Consider the following 19,316-nt stretch of genomic DNA (forward strand, 5'->3'; position numbering starts at 1 on the left):
AACTTGCTGTTGACCTGCGACGGGAGAGTGTGCTGAGACCCACATCGGCCTACGGGTGCTGCCCGCGGACCGGTTGCCGCGAACCTGGAACCGGCCGTCCCGGAGGCACTCTCGCCCCCACCCTTGCGATCACTGTGCGTGACATGCGATGACATGAGCCTGAGTCGCGCGGCGCACGGGGAGGGGCCGAGCAGTGGCGCATGTCGACGACGGGTTGACCCTGGGGATCGCACGGTTCCGCAACGAGGACGGGGAGGTCACAGGCAGCGGTTTCCTGATCGCACAGGGAACGCTGTGCACCTGCGCCCATGTCGTGGCCCGCACCCTCGGTACGGAGGAGACCGATCCGCTGCCACCGGAACCGTCGGTGACGGTCGACTTCCCGCTGCTGTCCCCGGCCGCGTCTCCGCCACTGCGGGCGAAGGTCACCCACTGGCGGCCGGTCGGCGAGGACGGCGGCGGTGACATCGCGCTGCTGACCCTGGAGGGCGGGGACGGCGAGGGAGGGGACGGCGAAGGAGGGGACGTCGAGGGCGGCGGAGCCCCCGTCCCCGGTACCGCGCCGGTCCGGTTCGCGGGCGGCGACAGCGTGTGGGACCACCCGTTCCGCGTCCTGGGCTTCCCGCGCCGCACCGGCGACCACGGGGTCTGGGTGCAGGGGCGGCTCCGGGCGCCGGTCGGGCGGGGCTGGACGTCCATGGAGGCCCGGGAGGCGTTCCACGGGCCCGCCATCGGGCAGGGGTTCAGCGGGGCACCGGTGTGGGACACCGAGCAGGGCGGTGTGGTCGGTATGACCGTGGCCGCGGACCGGGGCTCCGGCGCGACGACCGCGTACCTCATCCCCGCCGCGCTGCTGCTGGGACTCGACCCCTCGCTCCGCGTCAGCCCGTTCAGAGGACTCGAACCCTTCCGGGAACAGGACGCCGCGGTCTTCTTCGCCCGGCACGCGGACAGCAAGCGCATCGCGGCGGCGGTCCGCAGCACCCCCTTCGTGCCGGTCGCGGGAGCTTCGGGCGTGGGCAAGTCGTCGCTGGTACGGGCCGGGGTACTGCCTCTGCTGCGCGCCTCGGGCTACACGGTCACCGACTTCGTGGGCCAGCCGGACACGGACCCGGTGACGGCACTCGCGGCGGCGCTGAACCGGCAGTTCCCCGCCCCGCGAGGGACCAGGTACGGCCCGGCGCCGGAACGGGGGGTGCCCGAAGGCCGCTCGGCGGAGAGAGCCGTCCTGGAGGGTGCGCGCATCCTGGAGCAGGCGGGAACGGCCGGGCACGTCATCGTCCTCGACCAGTTCGAGGAGACCGTGGGCACGCGCCCCGACGAGGCCCGCGCCCTGCTGGACACCCTGCTGCCGATGACCCGGGCGACCCGTCCGGGCGGCGGCAGGCTCAGCGTACTGGCCACGCTGCGCTCCGCGTCCATGGAGGAACTCGTCGCCGGCGGACGGGCCCAGGAGCTGAGCGGCACGGTCCAGATGGTGGGCCCGCTGGACCCCGGCCAGCTGGACGAGATCGTCCGCAGACCCGTCGACGGCATCCCCGGGGTGGAGTTCGAGCCGGGCCTCGCCGAACGCGTCGTCGCCGACGCGGGAAGCGAAGCGGGCGCCCTGCCCCTCGTCGAGTTCGCCCTGGCCGAACTCTGGGAGCGGCAGGAGCACGGGCGGCTCACACACGCCGCGTACCGGGAGATCGGCGGAGTCGAAGGGGCCCTCTCCCGCTACGCCGACCACCAGCTGGCGCAGGTCTGCAAGGAGCCCGAAGGACCCGACGAGGCGACCGCCCGCCGGCTCTTCGAACGCCTCGCCCGCCCCGTCAAGGGCAGCGAGTTCACCAGGGTGGCCTGCGGGTTCGAGCAGCTGCCCGCCGAACTGCGCGCCGCCGCACAGGCGTTGGCCGGCACCCGGCTCCTCGTCGTCGGGCGCGACAGCTCGGGCAAGGAGACCGTGGCCCTGGCCCACGAGTCCCTGGTGCGCCAGTGGCCGACCCTGCACTCCTGGCTCGACGAGTCGCGGGCCTTCCTCGTCTGGCACGAGAGACTCGGCGCACGGCTCCGGGAGTGGGACGCGGCCGGCCGCCAGAGCGATCTGCTGCTACGCGGCCAGGAGCTGTCCGCGGCAAGACCGATGGCCGCGCAGCGCCCCGCCGAACTCTCCTCGGAAGAAGCCGAGTTCATCCGGCTGAGCAGGCTGGACAGGCGCCGCTCGGTGCGCAGGGGCCGTACGGGGGTCGCCCTCGTGGCCTGCCTGGCGCTGCTCGCGGCGGGGCTGAGTTATGTGGCGTGGGATCTGCGCCAGGACCAGGAGCGGGACAGGCGCGACCGCGCCGCGCAGACGCTCGTCGAGCAGGCCGACAGTCTCGCCGGCGAACCGGTGGACGCGGCGCTGCTCGCCCTCGCGGCGGCCCGCACGAGCGACACGGCGCGGACGAGGGCCGCGCTGATGCGCCATGAACTGCCGCTGTCCTCACTGCAGTCCGTGCACCGGCTGTTCCCGAAAGGGCTGGTCCAGTCGGCTGCCGCCTCGGCCGACGGCCACCGCATGGCCGTCCTGCACAAGGGGGCGGACGGCGCCCGGGTGTACGTGGTGTCCGGCCTGGACGGCAGCGACGTGAGCTCCACTTTGCTGCCCGGAGCGCCGGTCCTGGCGGACCTGGTGACCGTCAGCGACGACGGGACGAAGGTGGCGGCCGGGGGGCCGGACGGGGTGGTGCGGATCTGGGAGGTGGGGGAGGGGAAGCGGACAGCGGCCCCGACGCCACTGGCGTGGACATGGAGCCCGGACAGGACCGCGACCGCGTCGGCGACGCTCGACTTCTCGGCGGACGGACGCCGGCTGCTGCACTTCGTCGGCGGTCCCACGGAAACCTGCGACGGGACGGGCGCCTGGATGCGTCTGGTCGAAGTAGACACCAAGGGGGTCGGGGGACCGGGACAGGCGCCGCCCGACGGCATGCTGAAACCAGGGGAGTGCGTGTACGACACGGCCCTGCGGTCGGATCGGGCCGATCGACTGACGCTCGTCACGGGAAGGGAGACGGGGGACGAGACGGAGACGCTCTACGCCGTGCGTACCGGCGACGTGTCGACCGGCCGCGTCACGACGGAACAATCGGGTCTGGTCGACCAACTGCTCGATGGCGGAGGCAGAACGCTGGCCACCGCGCGGAAGACCGACCGGATGTGGCGGTCGCAACTGACCACACCGCGCGGGACCGCGGGCAAGGCGCAGCTGTACAGGGAGCAGAGCTTCGCGACGGACGCCACCGGGCGGTTCCTCACCCTGGCGGAGGAGTCGTTCGACACGTCGGCAGTGGGAACCCCCGACGCGCAACTCAGCGTGCTCCATGACCTGGTGACCGGTAGAAACTACTCGGCCGTAGTGCCTACGACTCCCGTCGACACCCTCGTCACGGTGAGCACGGAATCGGCCACGCCCATCATCCACGTCGCGCTAGGCCAGGACCTGCTGGCGTTCCGCGCGCCTGCCACGCGGTACCCCTTCATGAGCGGCGAATCGGTGAACGCCATGGACTACGCACCTGACAACCAGGCGATCGTCGCGCTCGTGCCGGCGCCCACCGACTCCGACAACAACCCGTTGGGCCCTGCGACCGTTGCCGTCGCCGATGCCCACGGATTGCGTCGCGAGAAGGTGTCCCCGGCGTTCGCGGCGGACCGCATCACGGCCAGCGAGGACGGAAGCGGATTGGTCGACTGGCACGAGGACGGATGGGAGTTGCGCACCACGAGCGACCTCGCGCTGCGCGCGAAAGAGGAGTCGCCGACACGGAACGGCACGGTTGTCGCCGACCGTTCGCTCGGTATCACGGCCGTGACGCGCTACGGGCGGGGCGACTTCCTGCTCCATGCCCGGAGCGGGGTGTCCCTGCTCGACGGGGACAGCGGCGAGCGCGGCCTCCTGCGGGAGCTGGGCTGCGCGTGGAAGTCGGCGATGAACCGGCATGCGTGTGTCGCGGCCCTCGGGAGGCCGGGCCATCCTCAGGAGCTGTTCGTGCTCCGGGCCGACGGCAGCGCGGAGCTGTGGCGGGTGCGGCAGGGGCACGCCGAGAGGACGGGGACCTCCGCACGCATCGATCCGCTCCCCTTCGGCGAGCAGGGCTCCTGGTCGGCCGATGCGGTGGTTCGCTCGGACGGGGCATCTCTCGCGGTGACCGGGCGGGACGGGGTGTTCGTCTGGAGACCCGGCCACGGCAGGCCCGCTCTCCTCTCCGCGGGCTCCACACTGGTCGGGCCGTACGACAGGAGCGGTCTCCTGGTGCTGTCCCCGGCCGGAGACAACCCCGAAGAGGTGTGGGACGACGGCAGCGCCTCGAAGGTGGTCTCCCTGCCCGTCTCCCACCAGGTCAGGGCCTGGCTCTTCATCGGCCACCGCCTGTCCGGAGCGACGGAGCTCGGCACCTTCTCCTACGACCTGCGCCGCCTCAAGGACGGCTCCACATCCCGCCTCTGCGAGCTCCTCGGCCCGAACCCCCCGGACATCCGCGAGTCCCTGCCGAACTCCTTCGACGTCCCCCCGGGCGCGGACATGCGACCGCCCTGCCGAAACCGCGGCTGACGCGGCCCCGACAGGGCGGACGGTGACGCTCGGGTGCACGGCCCGACGGCCGTACAGGGCGTCAGGCGACGATCAGATAGATCCCGTACGCCACGGCCGCCGCGCACGCGGCGAAGCAGGCGTACGCGCCGGTGACCGCGAGGGTCGCGGAGCCACCCTGCGTGGCGGCCGTCTCGCGCTTGGTGAGGCCGACGATGCCGAGGGTGAAGAGGCCCACGAGGGCGACGGTGGCGAAGAGGCTGACTCCGAACACGGAGCCGAGGGCTGCCCAGTCGATCTTCATGAGGTTCGTTCCTTACACCGTGGCCGGACGGGCGGGCTCGGCGTCCGGGCCCGGGATGGTGGTCTTGAGGTCGCTCGCAGCCGAGGCCGGGGCGACCGGACCGGCGGGAGGCGGGGTGACGGCGGCGATCGCGGTGGTCACGACGCCCGCGGGCTCGTGGTCGTCGTTGACGTTGTCGACGGTGACGGGCTGCCGGCGGGAGAGCGTCCAGATGACCGCGGAGCCGGCGATCAGCAGCGCGCCGGTGAGAATGATGCCCCAGGTGCCCTGCTTGGTCAGGAACTCGGCGCCCGCGCCGACCAGGCCGGCGGCGGGGAGCGTGAGGCCCCAGGCTACGAACATGCGGGTCGCGGTCGACCAGCGGACGACACCGCCCTTGCGGCCCAGGCCCGAACCCATCACGGCGCCGGAGCAGGACTGCGTGGTCGAGAGGGAGAAGCCGAGGTGCGAGGAGGCCAGGATGACCGTCGCGGCGCTGGTCTGGGCGGCGAAGCCCTGCGGCGGCGCGAGGTCGGTGAGGCCCTTGCCCATGGTGCGGATGATGCGCCAGCCGCCCAGGTAGGTGCCGAGCGCGATGGCGATGCCGGCCGAGACGATGACCCACAGGGGAGGGTTCGAGCCGGGCGCGAGCACCCCGCCGGTGACCAGGGCCAGGGTGATGATGCCCATGGTCTTCTGCGCGTCGTTCGTGCCGTGGGCCAGGGAGACCAGGCCCGCGGAGGTGATCTGTCCCGCGCGGTAGCCCTTGGAGGTCGCCTTCTCGCCTGCCTGCCTGCTGATGCGGTAGGTCAGCCGGGTGGCGAGCATCGCGGCGAGTCCGGCGACCACGGGTGCGGCGATCGCGGGGAGGAGGACCTTGGTGATCACGGTCGAGCCGTTCACCGAGGACCAGCCCGCGGACATCACCGCGGCGCCGATCAGGCCGCCGAAGAGCGCGTGGGACGAACTGGAGGGCAGACCCAGGAGCCAGGTCAGCAGATTCCACAGGATGGCGCCGACGAGCGCCGCGAAGATCACTTCGGTGCGGATGCCCTCTTCGTTGATGAGGCCTCCGGAGATCGTCTTGGCGACCTCCACGGAGAGGAACGCACCGACGAGGTTCAGCACGGCGGACATGGCCACCGCCGTCTTGGGCTTGAGAGCGCCGGTCGAGATGGTCGTCGCCATCGCGTTGGCAGTGTCGTGGAAACCGTTCGTGAAATCGAACACGAGAGCGGTAACGATCACGATTCCGAGGAGGAGCGTGATGTGTTCCATTTACCCAGGCTTCTGTTGGACGACAGTGGCACGGGGAACGTAAGCAACCTGGGTGAACGGAAGATGAACTGAGTAGGGCGGTGGGGTGACCCGATCGAGGTGCCGCCACTCCGCTTGTGTCGAAGTGGCGGCAACAGCTCTCGAAAGTCCCGGAAAATCCTCGAACAGAGGCGGAATTCCAGGGTCCGCTACCCGTCTCACCCCCGCGCGAAGGTCTTCAGCTGGGACAGTGAGCCGTTGAAGAGATTCTGGTCACCCGGCAGGCTGCCGCTGTTGTCGTACTGCCAGAACGTCCAGAAGTTCCAGCCCGAGGGCAGCGACCCCGCGCTCGCGCTGTAGCGGGCCAGCCACAGCGGATGGTTCGAGGCGAACGCGGCGCTGTTGCCCGTGCACGTCTTCCACCAGTTGTGGTTGGTGTAGATGACGGGCCGGCGGCCGGTCTGCCGCTTCACCTCGTTGCTGAAGGCCCTGATCCAGTTGACCATGCCGCTCTTGCTCAGCCCGTAGCACTTCTTCTTCTTGTCGTACGGGTTGTACTCGATGTCGAGCGCGGGCGGCAGCGTCCAGCCGTCCGCCCGCCAGCCGCCGCCGTTGCGCACGAAGTAGGCGGCCTGCTTGGTGCCCGACGACTTGTGCGGCAGGGCGAAGTGGTACGCGCCACGGATGATGCCCGCGTTGCGCGCGCCGTCGTACTGCTGGGCGAAGTACGGGTTGCGGTACGTGTGCGACTCCGTGGCCTTCACGTAGACGAACTTCGCGCCTTTGCTCTTCGCGCTCGACCAGTTCACGTTCTTCTGGTGCGAGGACACGTCGTGCCCCTTGGGCTTGCCGGCGGCCGAAGCCGGCACCTCGACGAGTGCGGTGCCGCCGAGCGCCAGCGTCGCCACGGAGGCGGCGACGAGACGGGCGCGCTGACGGGACGGTTTGCGATCACTGGCCATGTTTCCCCCCGGAATGGCGACTTACGTGAAAAATCTTCCAGAGATTACTGGAAGATCCCGCACGGTTCGTCGCGCGCCGGTCATTTGCTCCGGCGGTCGATTAATACCTGTTATTACCTTTCGGACGTTCGGGTTCCGCCCTACAGTGCCCTCGCCCGAACGGAGCAGGGGCCGAGCGGGTGCCGAGCAGGAGCCGAGCGGGGCCGGGCGGCTGGCAGGATCACGGCATGGCTGAACAGCGGCGGGACGCAGGAGACGGACGGGACGCCGGGGAGACGGGCGCGCGCCGGCCCGGGGAGGCGCTGGAACGGGCCTGGGACGACCTCGTGGCCACGGCCCGCCGGACGGTGTCCGACGGGCTGGTCGTCGGCACGTCGGGCAACGTGTCCGTGCGCGTGGGCGACACCGTCCTGGTCACGCCGACCGGGGTCCCGTACGACCGGCTGAGCCCCGAGGACGTCTGCGGGGTGTCCCTGGACGGCCGGCGCGTGCTCGGTTCACTCGTTCCGACCAGCGAACTGCCCATGCATCTCGCCGTCTACCGCTCCACGGACGCGCGTGCCGTCGTACACACCCACGCCGTGCACGCCACGGCCGTCTCGACCCTCGTCACCGAGTTGCCCCTCGTCCACTACATGTCCGCCGCGCTCGGCGGACCCGTCCGCGTCGCGCCGTACGCCACCTACGGCACGGAGAAGTTGGCCGAGAACATGCTCCGGGCCCTGCGCGGCCGCACGGCCTGCCTCCTGCAGAACCACGGCACCCTCGCGCACGGCGCCACCCTCGACCAGGCCTACGACCGCACCGCCCAGCTCGAATGGATGTGCCGCGTGTGGCTCACGGCGTCGTCCGTCCCGGGCCGCACACCCACCCTGCTGACCGAGGAACAGGTGGCACGGGCGGGCCAGCGACTGGAGGGGTACGGCCAGCCCTGACGCGCCCTTCCCCGCCGATACGGGACTCACCCGTGTCGCCCGTCCACTGGCCGACAGCGGGCTCGATCAGGAGACTGGACCCGTGCGCACCGTGAAGCCGACGACGGCAGCCCTCACCACCGCCCTCACCGTGGCCGTGGCCGGCGCGGCCGGTATCGCCGCCGGCCGCTTCGCCAGCGACGCCGCCCTGAAGGCGGCGCCGGGCAGGCCACTGCCCACCGAACCCCGACTGACCGTGCACGCCACGGCCGCGGGCCAGATCGCCCTGACCCGCGCCCTCGCCTCCCGGCGCCCGGGCGTGTACGGCCTCGGCGGCGACGGCAGCCACGCCGTCGTCGGCCCGCTCCTGGCCGGGGCCGCGCACACCGCCGACACGGTGGTACGCCGTCTGGAGCGCGTCACCCGCGGCACGCTGGAACCCGGCGACAAGGTGCGGTTCACGCCCGGCCTGCACGTCGGCGACCCGGGCACCGCCCTCAGCCTGCCTTTCACGGACGTGGACGTCCCCGGCGAGCTGGGCACCCTGCCCGCCTGGTTCGTGCCCGCCGCCCGTGACACCTGGGTGATCACCGTGCACGGCCTCGGCGCCACCCGCGAACACCCCCTCAACGTCATGGAGTTCCTGCACCACCAGGCCTTTCCCGTCCTCGGCCTCGCCTACCGCGGGGACGCCGGCGCACCGCGGCCCCCGGACGGCCTGAACCACCTCGGCGAGACCGAGTGGCGCGACCTGGACGCCGCCATCCGCTTCGCCGTGCGCTACGGCGCCGAACGGGTCGTCCTGTACGGCTGGTCGACCGGCGCCACCATGGCCCTGCGCGCCGCGGAGCACTCCGCGCTGCGCGAGCGGATCTCCGGCCTCGTCCTGGACTCGCCGGTCCTCGACTGGGAGACCACCCTGCGGGCCCTCGCCACGGCGCGACGGACCCCGGGCGCCCTGCTGCCGCTGGCCGTCCGCGCCGCCCAGGGCCGCACGGGCCTGGGCAGCGGCGAGGGTTCCGCCGACCCGGTACGGCTCAAGGTGCCCACCCTCGTCCTGCACGGCCCCGACGACACCGTCGCCCCCTGGGGACCCTCGCGCCGCCTCGCGGACCGCCGCCCCGACCTCGTCACCCTCCACACGGTCCACGACGCCCCGCACGGCGCCATGTGGAACGCCGACCCGGCCGGTTACGAAGAGGCCCTCCGCCGCTTTCTCACCCCGCTGATGTAGCCGCCCCCGGGCCCCGGTCGCGAAGCTTCCGTTTAACCGTCTACCAGTGGCCGAAATCCGCTCACACCCCCTGCCTGGCCCGGTGCGCGGACCGGCTCTGTGGCCTCCTGTGGCATTCCGTTTGGGTTTTCGGACCGTCAACCGGAAGACTGCCCCCGTGACGTCCCGTATCCCGCGCGACTCCAGGCTCCGACTCGTCCGCCCGCGAACCCTGGCCGCCGCCCCCCGAGCGATGACCCAGAGGCCCGCCCGCCGACCTGCCCCCCGCCCACCGGAGGGCACACCGGCACCGGCGGAACTCGCCCGCATGGCGCGCGCCGTGCTCGCCGGCGCGGCCCGGGTCGCCCACTGGGCCGACGCCACCCTGGGCCCCGCCCCCGGCCCCCGCCGGGACCGTGACGGCACGGCCCCCGACAGCGCCGCCGCGGAGAACGGCAGTTCCGGAGGGAAAGGCACACTCTCCGACGCGATCGCGCAACAAGCGGCCACCAGTCTGTCCCTGACCTCGGATCAGGTACGGGCCGACTGGGACATCGCACGGCTCGCCGGCCTGATCGAGGTGCACGGCGACACCGCGCGCCCCGGCTGGCGCCTGCGCGCCTGGAACCGCGACGACAGCGCCGTACTGCGCGGCTGGGTCGCCTTCTTCGATGCCTGGTCGATCGCCCACCCCGGGCCCGACGGGCAGGAGCCCGCCACCGTCGCCGAGGTCGTCTCCGCGATGCCGCAGGTCCTCTCCTTCCTCCAGCTGTCCGCCGGACCCGTCCCCGTCCCGCAGCTCCTCGACCTGTTGGAGCAGCGCGTCACGGAACTGCGCACCGAGCGCTGCGAGATCCCCTACGGCCCGCAGCCCGGCCCCGTCGACAGCTCGGAGAGCCCGGCCGAGGACACCCCGCTCGCCCCGCTGCTCGACTGGGCGCTGCACGCCCTCGCCGCCGTCGGCGCCCTCACCTGCGCCGACGGCCAGGCCACGCTCACCCCGCTCGGCAGCTGGGCGGTGTGGGTCAAGCTGGAGCAGATCTGCGTGGCCGCGCAGAGCCCCGCCGGGAACATCGAGCAGGGTGCCGAGGACATGCTCCGCGGCTGCGCCCAGCTCAGACCCAACGCGGCCCGCGCCGAGTACCGCGCCTGGCTCGCCGCCCGCCCCGTCGGCAGCGCCGTCACCGAACTCCTCGCCGCCGCCCGCGGTGAGGACGCCCTCTCGCGCGGGCTGGCCTTCGAGGCCCTGCGCGTGGTCGGCGCCCCCGCCGAGCCGGACGTCCGCGCGGTGGCGGACGAGACCCCCCTGCGCCCGTACGCCCTGCTGTGGCTCGCCGAGCACGACGGACACGACCCCGAGGACGCCCACCTGGTGCTCACCCGCGAGGAGGCCACCTGGCTGTGGGTCGACACCGCCGCGGCCGTCGCCGACCACGGCGAGGCCCCGCTCCTCGTACGGCACCTGGAGTCCGCCGTGCAGCCGACGGTGCCGGCGCTCCTTGCCGAGGTGCGCGCCGTCGGGCATCCCCGCACCGTGCAGGTGCTGGTCGCGCTCGCGGCCGCGCACCCTGACCCCGCGCTTGCGAAGGCCGTGCGCCGTGCGGCCTTCCAGGTGCACACCGGGGAGCACTAGGCGCCCCGCCGGGAGGCCGTTCGTTCTCTGCGGGTGTGTGGGGGCTGGGCGCGCAGTTCCCCGCGCCCCTGCAGGGCGCCGGGGGCCGGGTCAGACCCTGGTCTCCGGGGCGTACGTGCCGAAGCTCCAGATGTTGCCCTCGACGTCCCGGGCCATGTAGTCCCGTGAGCCGTAGTCCTGGTCCGTCGGGGGCATCAGGATCTCCGCCCCGTGGTCCACGGCCCGCTGGTGGTGCGCGTCCACGTCGTCCACGACGACGTACACCCCGGTGGGGCCCGCGCTCTTCATGGCCTCGTCGAAGCGGCTCCCCGTCCCCTTGGAGCCCAGCATCACCGCGCCGTTGCCCTGCACCAGCTCGGCGTGCACCACCTTGCCCTCCTCGTCCTCGTACACCGACGCCTCGGTGAAGCCGAAGGCCTCCGAGAGCTGCCTGATCGCGGATTTCGCGTCCGCGTACAGCAGCGTCGGGTAGATGCTCGGGCGTCCGCCGTCCGTACCGGCCATGCCGATCACTCCTTCCGGTCCCCGCTGTCCTGCCCCACCGCTGGGACAGCACCTGAATGTGACCTGCCACACAGTCTGACACCCGCCACTGACAACGCCCCGCGAACGCCCGACGAGTGGCCGACGAACGCCCGACGAGTGACCGACGAGTGGCCGGGAACGGCCGCGGGCGCTCAGCTGAAGGTGTCGCAGCGGCCCATGTCACCGGTGCGATAGCCCTGGCGGAACCACTGCTGCCGCTGAGCGGCCGACCCGTGCGTCCAGGACTCCGGTGTCACCCGGCCCTGGAACCGCTCCTGGATCCGGTCGTCGCCCACGGCCGCCGCCGCGTCCGTCCCGTCGCGGATGTCGGCCTCCGTCAGGCCGGTGATCAGAGGCCTGCCCGTCGACTCGTCCTTCGTGGTCGTGGCGTGGTGCGCCCACACGCCCGCGTAGCAGTCGGCCTGCAGCTCGACCCGTACCGCGTTGCTGTTCGCGCCGGTCCGCCCGTCCTGGGAGCGGTCCAGGGTCCCCGTCAGGTCCTGCACATGGTGCCCGTACTCGTGCGCCACCACGTACGCCTGCGCGAACGGACCGCCGCTGGAGCCGAACTTGGTCCGCAGCTCCTCGAAGAAGCCCAGGTCCAGATAGACCTTCCGGTCACCCGGGCAGTAGAAGGGCCCGACCGCCGAGGTCGCCGTCCCGCAGGCCGTACCGACCCGGTCGCTGAAGAAGACGGTCGGCGACCGCGTGTACGTACCGCCGCGGCGCTCGAACTCCTGCGCCCAGAAGTCCTGGACGCTGTTGACCACCGCCACGATGCGGCAGTCGTCCTTGGTGTTCGCGTCCCGGCCGGTACGGCAGGTCTGCTGCACCTGGGCCAGTGAGGAGGCGCTCGCGTCGGGTTCCTCGTCCCTGGAGGAGAGGCCCAGCTGGTCCGGCCCGACACCGAAGAACAGACCCAGCAGGAGGGCGATCAGACCGGCGACGCCACCGCCCACCGTGGCCCTGCCGCCGGGGATCCGGCTGCCGCGCACATCCTGCACCTCGGAGGTGTCCAGGCCGGCGTCGTCGTCGAACTGCATGGGTGCTCCACCCTCCGGGGCCGTCGTCCCCCTGGCGACATCCTCGCCCGCTCCCCGGGGCGCGGCGCCGGGCGGCGGGCCGAACGGGGGACGGAAGAGGGCGCGGCACGGGCCGCCGCGGGGCAACGAGCGTCACACCCCCGAACACCCGCACACAGAAAAAGTGGTTGCATCGCCCCGTTAGACTTGGCCCATGGCCATTCTCCTCGTGCATTAGACGGCGTGAACGTCCTCAGCCGCCCGCCCCGTCAACAACCCTGCCCAGGAGTCTGTCCGTGATTTCCGCTTCCGGTATCGAACTGCGTGCCGGCGCCCGCATGCTCATCGAGTCCGCCACCTTCCGCATCACCAAGGGCGACCGCATCGGCCTGGTCGGCCGCAACGGCGCGGGCAAGACCACCCTCACCAAGGTCCTCGCAGGTGAGGGCACCCCCGCCGCGGGCACCGTCGCCCGCTCCGGCGAGGTCGGCTACCTCCCGCAGGACCCGCGCACCGGCGACCTCGACATGCTGGCCGGCGACCGCGTCCTGTCCGCGCGCGGCCTGGACACCCTGATCCGCAAGATGCGCGAGAACGAACAGCGCATCGCGAACGGCTCGGGCGCCACCCGCGAGAAGGCCATGCGGCAGTACGAGCGCCAGGAGACGGAGTTCCTCACCAAGGGCGGGTACGCCGCCGAGGCGGAGGCCGCCACCATCGCCGCCGCGCTCAACCTCCCCGACCGGGTGCTCGGCCAGCCCCTCCATACGCTCTCCGGTGGTCAGCGCCGCCGTATCGAGCTGGCCCGCATCCTCTTCTCGGACGCGGACACCCTGCTCCTCGACGAGCCCACGAACCACCTCGACGCCGACTCCATCGTCTGGCTGCGCGACTACCTGAAGACGTACCGCGGCGGCTTCATCGTGATCTCCCACGACGTCGAGCTGGTCGAGACGGTCGTCAACAAGGTGTTCTACCTGGACGCCAACCGCGCCCAGATCGACGTCTACAACATGGGCTGGAAGCTCTACCAGCAGCAGCGCGAGGCCGACGAGAAGCGCCGCAAGCGCGAGCGGCAGAACGCCGAGAAGAAGGCCACGGCCCTGCACTCGCAGGCCGACAAGATGCGCGCCAAGGCCACCAAGACCGTCGCCGCGCAGAACATGGCCAAGCGGGCCGACAAGCTCCTCGCGGGCCTGGAGGCGGAGCGCAAGTCCGACAAGGTCGCCAAGCTGCGCTTCCCCGACCCGTCGCCCTGTGGCAAGACCCCGCTGATGGCGGAGGGCCTGTCCAAGTCGTACGGCTCCCTGGAGATCTTCACCGACGTCAACCTCGCCATCGACAAGGGCTCCCGCGTCGTCATCCTCGGCCTGAACGGCGCCGGCAAGACGACCCTGCTGCGCCTCCTCGGCGGCGCGGAGAAGCCCGACACCGGCGAGGTCATCGAGGGCCACGGCCTCAAGCTCGGCTACTACGCGCAGGAGCACGAGACCCTGGACCCGCAGCGCACGGTCCTGGAGAACATGCGCTCCGCGGCCCCCGACCTCGACCTCGTCCAGGTCCGCAAGACGCTCGGTTCGTTCCTGTTCTCCGGCGACGACGTCGACAAGCCCGCCTCCGTCCTCTCCGGTGGTGAGAAGACGCGTCTCGCGCTCGCCACCCTCGTGGTGTCGTCCGCGAACGTCCTGCTCCTCGACGAGCCGACGAACAACCTCGACCCCGCGAGCCGCGAGGAGATCCTCGGCGCGCTGCGCACCTACAAGGGCGCCGTCGTCCTCGTCACCCACGACGAGGGAGCCGTCCACGCCCTCCAGCCGGAGCGGATCATCCTGCTGCCCGACGGCGTCGAGGACCTGTGGGGTGCCGACTACGCGGACCTGGTCGCCCTCGCCTGAGCAGCCTGAGCGGTACGAGGTAATTGATCGTTTAACTGATCCACTCGCTGATCCACTTCGTATGGATCATTCGGCCGATCCGTGATCCATCATCTGAGTGAGATCTCCTCGTACCGAGGTGTGTCCTACACGCATTTCCCGGCCGGGCCCTTCGCCCTCGAAGGCCCGGCCGTCGCGCGTCGCTGACCTGGCCCTTCGCCCGTGAAGCCGTTCGGTGGTCCGGACGAGAAGCCGATGGAACGTGGAATTCCGCTCATGGTGACGCAGTGCCACAGCGCAAGCTCGTCCCATCGACCTTGCCGAATGGGTGGCCAGGACGCTCATGAGGGGTGATCATGAGAAGTCCAGAGCGCACTTCCGCTGAGGAGGCACGGGTGGCCGAGACTCTGAAGAAGGGCAGCCGGGTAACCGGCGCCGCGCGCGACAAGCTCGCGGCAGACCTGAAGAAGAAGTACGACTCCGGTGCGAGCATTCGGGCACTGGCCGAGGAGACCGGCCGCTCGTATGGCTTCGTGCACCGGATGCTGAGTGAGTCGGGCGTCACGCTCCGTGGGCGTGGCGGAGCGACGCGGGGCAAGAAGTCCGCGTCGGCCTGACGCCGGACGGCTCCTCGTTCTCCGATGGTGGCCACCCGGTCGGTCCCTTGACCGCCCGGGTGGTTACTGTGCAGTCACTTAAGGGTGTGCCCGTACGGCACCCCCGCTGACCGCACTCATCGGAGGCGCCCTCATGGCTTCGTTCGACTCGCTGCTCGACAAGGACGGCGTACGGCTCACCGTCGACGACGCGATCGCCACGGTGACGCTGACCAACCCGGCCAAGCGCAACGCGCAGAGCCCCGCTCTGTGGCGGGCGCTGGCCGAGGCCGGCCGGCTGCTGCCGGGCACCGTCCGTGTCGTCGTGCTGCGCGCGGAAGGCAAGTCCTTCTCCGCGGGGCTCGACCGGCAGGCGTTCACGCCCGAGGGCTTCGACGGCGAGCCGTCCTTCATCGATCTCGCACGCGGTTCCGACGCCGAACTCGACGCGGCCATCGCCGAGTACCAGGACGGTTTCACCTGGTGGCGGCGGAGCGACATCGTGTCCATCGCCGCAGTGCAGGGACACGCCATCGGCGCGGGCTTCCAGCTCGCGCTCGCCTGTGACCTGCGCGTCGTCGCCGACGACGTGCAGTTCGCCATGCGCGAGACCGGCCTGGGCCTCGTCCCCGACCTCACGGGTACGCATCCGCTGGTGGGGCTCGTCGGCTACGCCCGTGCGCTGGAGATCTGTGCGACGGGGCGGTTCGTGCAGGCGGAGGAGGCGCAGCGGGCCGGGCTCGCGAACATCGCCGTGCCCGTCGGGCAGCTCGACGACACGGTGAACGAACTGGCCGCCGCGTTGTTGGCTGCGCCGCGGGATGCCCTTGTCGAGACGAAGGCGCTGCTTCAGGGGGCGTCGGGGCGTACGTATGAGGAGCAGCGGGTTGCTGAGCGAGGGGCTCAGGGGCGGCGGTTGCGGGATCTTGCGGGTCTGGGCGACTGAGGTCGCTGATCGCTGAACGCTGGTCGCTGGTCGCTGGTCGCTGGTCGCTGTTCGAGTGCGGGTGCGGGGGGGGGGCTTGTCGCGCCGTTCCCCGCGCCCCTAAGGGACTGGGGTCGCGAGTTGGGGGTGTGTGCCGGTCCGGTGGGGGCTTGTCGCGCCGTTCCCCGCGCCCCTTGCGGGGCCCTCAGGGGGCCGGGGTCACCGTTGTTACCAGTACCGCTGTCGACGGGTGGTCCGGAAGTGAGTCGGTGACGGTTACGCGGACCGCTGCGGCCGTGTCCAGGGTGCGCGCGGTCGTGTCCACCGCGATCTCCACCTGGACGTGGCGGCGGGGGAGCGCCGTCTCGCTACGGAGTTCGGTGATGCGGGCCTTGCTCGTCAGGGCCGTCACGGACGGGACGGCGAGTACGGCGGCGGCCACGCGGGACTCGTCCGTGCCGGGGGAGGCGTCCGGGGAGGCGGTGTGCGTGTGATCAGAGTCAGCCGGACCCGAGTCGGCAGGATCCGGCGGGGCCTCGGCCTCCTCCAGCAGGCCCGTCACCCGTAGGTCCACCTCCGTGACCGTCAGGCCCAGCGTGTCCACCGCCGTCGCGGTGAGGCCCGCGCGGAGCCGCGACGCGGCTGCGGGCAGTGGCTCGGTCGGCGTCGCCGCGAACTCCGCGTCGACGCGCAGCGGCCCCGGCGGCAGCGCGCTCGGCGGCGGGGGCACGGCGGGCCCGGACGCGCCGTCCGGGTCGACGAGGGACAGGCGCAGGGAACCGAGACGGACGCCCGCCACATGGCGTACCCCTCGGCGCAGTACGGCCACGGCCGCCGCCTCCGTGATCCACGCGCCGTCACCCGGGCCGCCCAACGGCAGCAGTCTGCCCAGGCCCAGCTGTTGCCGCACTGCTTGCGTCCATCGGTCCGCAGTCATGGTTCCAGCGTGCCGTATCCCTGGCGCGCGACCCGGCAACTCGACTTAATGTGGGCGAAGAGGCCCACCGAAAGGGGATGCACGGCGATGAGCGACACGACTCAGCGCAATCGGCCGGAGAGCCCGGAGGCCGAACAGCCGGACCAGCAGCAGCTCAGGAAGCCCGCTGTGACCAAGCGCGGCGGCGGCGACCCGGCGACCCGGGGGCGTACCACCATCGCCGACGGGGTCGTCGAGAAGATCGCCGGACTCGCCGCCCGGGACGTCCTCGGCGTGCACGCCATGGGCAGCGGCATCTCGCGCACCTTCGGGGCCGTGCGCGACCGGGTCCCCGGCGGAAGCGCGAAGTCCGTCACACGCGGTGTGAAGGCCGAGGTCGGTGAGGTGCAGACCGCGCTCGACCTGGAGATCGTCGTCGACTACGGCGTGTCCATCGCCGATGTCGCCCGAGACGTACGGGAGAACGTCATCGCGGCCGTCGAGCGCATGACGGGCCTTGAGGTCGTCGAGGTCAACATCGCGGTCAGCGACGTGAAGCTGCCGGAGGAAGAGGACGAGGAACCGGAGAACCGGCTCCAGTGAACGATCTGCTGAGGAGCGCACCATGAGCATGGCCGTGATCGGCATGATCGCCGGAATGGCGCTGGGATTCGCCGGGTACTTCGGCGGGTTCGGCGCGTTCCTCCTGGTGGCCGCACTGGGCGCCATCGGCTTTGTCGTGGGCCGCTTCCTTGAGGGGGACCTGGACCCCGGTGACTTCTTCCGGTCCCGCGGCACCCGCGACGACCGCCGGCGGTGACGCGCGTGTCCGAAACCGTCGCGCCCGGCGAACGGGGCGCCACGAGGATCGCCGACCGGGTCGTCGCGAAGATCGCCGCGCAGGCGGCCCGGGAGGCGCTCGACGTGCTGCCTCCCGGCGTGGCACCCCCGCACGCCGCCGTCGTCGTCCACCAGGACGTCGCCCGCGTCAGCGTCAGCCTCGAACTCGGCTACCCCTGTGACATCGGCGGCCGGTGCGGTGCCGTGCGTCGTCAAGTCGTCCAGCGGGTAGAGGCGTTGGCGGGAATGAAAGTTCCCGAGGTCGCCGTCCAGGTGGAGCGGCTGCACTCCGCGCAGACGCGCGGCGCGGCACAGGGGAGGACGCAATGAGCGAGCCCCAGGGCTCCGAGAGCACCCGACAGCTACCCGTCGTCGAGAAGACCACCGAGCAGACCACCGAGAAGACGGCCGAGAACGAACTGGGCCAGTCCACCTCCGCCGCCGACTACACACCCCTGCCGACCCTCGACGACGCAGAGGACGGCAACGGCCGGTTCTGGTCGGCCCGCCGCATCCCGGCGGCCGTCCTCGCACTGCTGGTCCTGGCCGCCGCCGGTCTGCTGCTGTACGACGTCGTCGCCGTCCGCGCCGACCGGCCGGCCATGCACTGGCGCAGGTCACTGGCCCGTGAACTCGCCGAGCGGCCCCTGGACGACACCTGGGTGCTCGTCGGTGCCGGGGTCGCGACGGCCGTGGGCCTGTGGCTGCTCGTCCTCGCCGCCACCCCGGGACTGCGCGACATCCTGACCATGCGACGCGCCCACCCCGACGTACGGGCCGGACTGCACCGCAACGCCGCCGCGACGGTGCTGCGCGACCGGGCCATGGAGGTGTCCGGCGTGCAGTCGGTCCGGGTCCGGATGAGGCGGCGGAAGGCCGACGTCCGCGCGGTCTCGCACTTCCGCGAACTCGACGACGTACGCGCCGACCTGGACGCCACGCTCGCCGACGGCGTCAGGGGGCTCGGCCTCGTCCGGCGGCCGGCGCTGTCGGTGCGCGTCGCCCGGCCGGGCCGGAAGGGGTGAACGGCATGACGAGGATCGTGAACCGGGTCCTGCTGGGCCTCGCGGGTCTGCTCCTGGTCGTGCTCGGCGGCTCCGTGCTCGCCGTCGGCCTCGGCGTGGACCCGCCGTCGTGGTGGATCCACGACGGCCGGCACGACGTACTGCTGAGCGACGCCGACCGGGCGCGGTGGCGGGCCGACGGCTGGTGGTGGCCGGCCGTCATCGCCGCACTGGCGGTGGCCGTGCTGCTCGCCCTGTGGTGGCTGACGGCCGTCCTGCGCCGGCGCCGCCTCGCCGAGGTGCTGGTCGACACCGGTGACGGCGAGGGCGCGCTGCTGCGGGGCCGGGCCCTGGAGGGCGTACTGACCGCCGAGGCGGCCGCGTTGGAAGGGGTACGGGGTGCGCGGGCGTCCCTCACCGGCCGCCGCAGCACCCCCGAGGCGAGGGTCCGCCTGCTCCTGGAACCCCACGCGTCCCCCACCGAAACCCTGACCGCCCTGACGACAGAGGCACTGGGCCACGCCAGAGACTCGGCCGGCCTCACATCCCTCCCGGCGGAGGCCCACCTGCGCGCAGCAAAACACACAGCAGAACGAGTCAACTGACCCGCACCCGAGTTCTGCCCTCCAGGGACTTCAGGGGCGCGGGGAACTGCGCATTCGGTTAGGTCCACCCCCACCGGCCCCGCAGCCGAACGACGACCCGCAGGGGTGTCTCCAGGGGCGCGGGGAACTGCGCAATCCGTTAGGTTCACCCCCACCGGACCCGCAGCGACAACACCCCCCGCCGCCGCAGGCGTA

At 71.9% G+C, this 19,316-nt stretch carries 18 protein-coding genes; 12 read left to right on the forward strand and 6 right to left on the reverse strand.

Translation table 11 applies throughout. The annotated features are described in order from the left end of the window. Window positions 1–193 precede the first annotated feature (193 nt). The gene (locus tag C6Y14_RS18175; RefSeq protein ID WP_107017741.1) at window positions 194–4,573 is read left to right on the forward strand and encodes an nSTAND1 domain-containing NTPase; all 4,380 of its coding nucleotides are present in this window, start codon (window positions 194–196) and stop codon (window positions 4,571–4,573) included. 61 nt (window positions 4,574–4,634) lie between these two features. Here C6Y14_RS18175 and C6Y14_RS18180 read toward each other — a convergent pair whose 3' ends face one another. From C6Y14_RS18180 to C6Y14_RS18190, 3 genes are all read right to left on the reverse strand, one after another. After that, window positions 4,635–4,856 carry a hypothetical protein gene (locus C6Y14_RS18180; RefSeq protein WP_107017742.1) on the reverse strand — a complete coding sequence of 74 codons (222 nt, stop codon included), beginning with the start codon at window positions 4,854–4,856 and terminating at the stop codon, window positions 4,635–4,637. A 12-nt stretch (window positions 4,857–4,868) separates the two neighbouring features. Further along, window positions 4,869–6,113: an inorganic phosphate transporter gene (locus C6Y14_RS18185; protein ID WP_107017743.1), complete on the reverse strand. Its 1,245-nt coding sequence runs from the start codon at window positions 6,111–6,113 to the stop codon at window positions 4,869–4,871. A 197-nt stretch (window positions 6,114–6,310) separates the two neighbouring features. Further along, on the reverse strand, window positions 6,311–7,054 hold the full coding sequence (locus tag C6Y14_RS18190; protein ID WP_107017744.1) for a lysozyme: 744 nt from the start codon (window positions 7,052–7,054) through the stop codon (window positions 6,311–6,313). Window positions 7,055–7,281: 227 nt separating this feature from the next. Between C6Y14_RS18190 and C6Y14_RS18195 the strand changes: the two genes are divergently transcribed. The 3 genes from C6Y14_RS18195 (at window position 7,282) to C6Y14_RS18205 (ending at window position 10,814) form a co-directional block, all read left to right on the forward strand. Beyond that, window positions 7,282–7,989 carry a class II aldolase/adducin family protein gene (locus C6Y14_RS18195; protein ID WP_107017745.1) on the forward strand — a complete coding sequence of 236 codons (708 nt, stop codon included), beginning with the start codon at window positions 7,282–7,284 and terminating at the stop codon, window positions 7,987–7,989. An 82-nt stretch (window positions 7,990–8,071) separates the two neighbouring features. Continuing rightward, window positions 8,072–9,202, forward strand: coding sequence for an alpha/beta hydrolase (locus C6Y14_RS18200; protein WP_107017746.1), 1,131 nt, complete (start codon window positions 8,072–8,074; stop codon window positions 9,200–9,202). Window positions 9,203–9,359: 157 nt separating this feature from the next. Next, a complete protein-coding gene (locus C6Y14_RS18205) occupies window positions 9,360–10,814 on the forward strand; it encodes a hypothetical protein (RefSeq protein ID WP_199854767.1) in 1,455 nt (484 codons plus the stop codon). 90 nt (window positions 10,815–10,904) lie between these two features. Here C6Y14_RS18205 and C6Y14_RS18210 read toward each other — a convergent pair whose 3' ends face one another. Then, window positions 10,905–11,318, reverse strand: a complete 414-nt coding sequence (locus C6Y14_RS18210; protein ID WP_107017748.1) for a VOC family protein — start codon at window positions 11,316–11,318, stop codon at window positions 10,905–10,907. A gap of 173 nt (window positions 11,319–11,491) precedes the next feature. Continuing rightward, on the reverse strand, window positions 11,492–12,382 hold the full coding sequence (gene ypfJ / locus C6Y14_RS18215) for a KPN_02809 family neutral zinc metallopeptidase (protein WP_107017749.1): 891 nt from the start codon (window positions 12,380–12,382) through the stop codon (window positions 11,492–11,494). A gap of 275 nt (window positions 12,383–12,657) precedes the next feature. Between ypfJ and C6Y14_RS18220 the strand changes: the two genes are divergently transcribed. The 3 genes from C6Y14_RS18220 to C6Y14_RS18230 all read left to right on the forward strand — a co-directional run bounded on the left by C6Y14_RS18220 (window position 12,658) and on the right by C6Y14_RS18230 (window position 15,777). After that, entirely contained in the window at window positions 12,658–14,256 is a 1,599-nt protein-coding gene (locus tag C6Y14_RS18220) for an ABC-F family ATP-binding cassette domain-containing protein (RefSeq protein WP_107017750.1), read from the forward strand. A gap of 374 nt (window positions 14,257–14,630) precedes the next feature. Next, the gene (locus C6Y14_RS18225; protein ID WP_006143370.1) at window positions 14,631–14,852 is read left to right on the forward strand and encodes a helix-turn-helix domain-containing protein; all 222 of its coding nucleotides are present in this window, start codon (window positions 14,631–14,633) and stop codon (window positions 14,850–14,852) included. Window positions 14,853–14,985: 133 nt separating this feature from the next. Then, entirely contained in the window at window positions 14,986–15,777 is a 792-nt protein-coding gene (locus tag C6Y14_RS18230) for an enoyl-CoA hydratase/isomerase family protein (protein ID WP_107017751.1), read from the forward strand. Between the two features lie 184 nt (window positions 15,778–15,961). On the opposite strand, the gene C6Y14_RS18235 is transcribed toward C6Y14_RS18230, so the two are convergent. Further along, window positions 15,962–16,693 (reverse strand): nucleopolyhedrovirus P10 family protein, encoded by a 732-nt coding sequence (locus tag C6Y14_RS18235; protein WP_159074268.1) that lies wholly within the window; start codon window positions 16,691–16,693, stop codon window positions 15,962–15,964. Between the two features lie 87 nt (window positions 16,694–16,780). Here C6Y14_RS18235 and C6Y14_RS18240 point away from each other — a divergent pair, with 87 nt between their 5' ends. The 5 genes from C6Y14_RS18240 to amaP are packed head-to-tail and all read left to right on the forward strand — an operon-like array spanning window position 16,781 to window position 19,121. Beyond that, entirely contained in the window at window positions 16,781–17,275 is a 495-nt protein-coding gene (locus C6Y14_RS18240; RefSeq protein WP_107017753.1) for an Asp23/Gls24 family envelope stress response protein, read from the forward strand. 22 nt (window positions 17,276–17,297) lie between these two features. Continuing rightward, window positions 17,298–17,492 (forward strand): hypothetical protein, encoded by a 195-nt coding sequence (locus C6Y14_RS18245; protein ID WP_107017754.1) that lies wholly within the window; start codon window positions 17,298–17,300, stop codon window positions 17,490–17,492. A gap of 5 nt (window positions 17,493–17,497) precedes the next feature. Continuing rightward, window positions 17,498–17,842, forward strand: a complete 345-nt coding sequence (locus C6Y14_RS18250; RefSeq protein WP_107017844.1) for an Asp23/Gls24 family envelope stress response protein — start codon at window positions 17,498–17,500, stop codon at window positions 17,840–17,842. Further along, window positions 17,839–18,537 carry a DUF6286 domain-containing protein gene (locus tag C6Y14_RS18255; RefSeq protein ID WP_107017755.1) on the forward strand — a complete coding sequence of 233 codons (699 nt, stop codon included), beginning with the start codon at window positions 17,839–17,841 and terminating at the stop codon, window positions 18,535–18,537. The genes C6Y14_RS18250 and C6Y14_RS18255 overlap by 4 nt, the downstream gene beginning before the upstream one ends. Window positions 18,538–18,542: 5 nt before the next feature. Further along, window positions 18,543–19,121 carry an alkaline shock response membrane anchor protein AmaP gene (gene amaP, locus C6Y14_RS18260; RefSeq protein ID WP_107017843.1) on the forward strand — a complete coding sequence of 193 codons (579 nt, stop codon included), beginning with the start codon at window positions 18,543–18,545 and terminating at the stop codon, window positions 19,119–19,121. Window positions 19,122–19,316 lie beyond the last annotated feature (195 nt).

The organism is Streptomyces dioscori, assembly GCF_003024195.1.
Lineage (GTDB): Bacteria > Actinomycetota > Actinomycetes > Streptomycetales > Streptomycetaceae > Streptomyces > Streptomyces dioscori.

What these genes read in the sequence shown, in the direction of transcription:
- C6Y14_RS18210 (WP_107017748.1), bottom strand. Translation starts at nt 11,318, where the DNA reads ATGGCCGGTACGGACGGCGGACGCCCGAGCATCTACCCGACGCTGCTG.
- C6Y14_RS18255 (WP_107017755.1), top strand. Translation starts at nt 17,839, where the DNA reads ATGAGCGAGCCCCAGGGCTCCGAGAGCACCCGACAGCTACCCGTCGTC.
- ypfJ (WP_107017749.1), bottom strand. Translation starts at nt 12,382, where the DNA reads ATGCAGTTCGACGACGACGCCGGCCTGGACACCTCCGAGGTGCAGGAT.
- C6Y14_RS18245 (WP_107017754.1), top strand. Translation starts at nt 17,298, where the DNA reads ATGAGCATGGCCGTGATCGGCATGATCGCCGGAATGGCGCTGGGATTC.
- C6Y14_RS18235 (WP_159074268.1), bottom strand. Translation starts at nt 16,693, where the DNA reads ATGACTGCGGACCGATGGACGCAAGCAGTGCGGCAACAGCTGGGCCTG.
- C6Y14_RS18195 (WP_107017745.1), top strand. Translation starts at nt 7,282, where the DNA reads ATGGCTGAACAGCGGCGGGACGCAGGAGACGGACGGGACGCCGGGGAG.
- C6Y14_RS18180 (WP_107017742.1), bottom strand. Translation starts at nt 4,856, where the DNA reads ATGAAGATCGACTGGGCAGCCCTCGGCTCCGTGTTCGGAGTCAGCCTC.
- C6Y14_RS18190 (WP_107017744.1), bottom strand. Translation starts at nt 7,054, where the DNA reads ATGGCCAGTGATCGCAAACCGTCCCGTCAGCGCGCCCGTCTCGTCGCC.
- amaP (WP_107017843.1), top strand. Translation starts at nt 18,543, where the DNA reads ATGACGAGGATCGTGAACCGGGTCCTGCTGGGCCTCGCGGGTCTGCTC.
- C6Y14_RS18240 (WP_107017753.1), top strand. Translation starts at nt 16,781, where the DNA reads ATGAGCGACACGACTCAGCGCAATCGGCCGGAGAGCCCGGAGGCCGAA.
- C6Y14_RS18230 (WP_107017751.1), top strand. Translation starts at nt 14,986, where the DNA reads ATGGCTTCGTTCGACTCGCTGCTCGACAAGGACGGCGTACGGCTCACC.
- C6Y14_RS18185 (WP_107017743.1), bottom strand. Translation starts at nt 6,113, where the DNA reads ATGGAACACATCACGCTCCTCCTCGGAATCGTGATCGTTACCGCTCTC.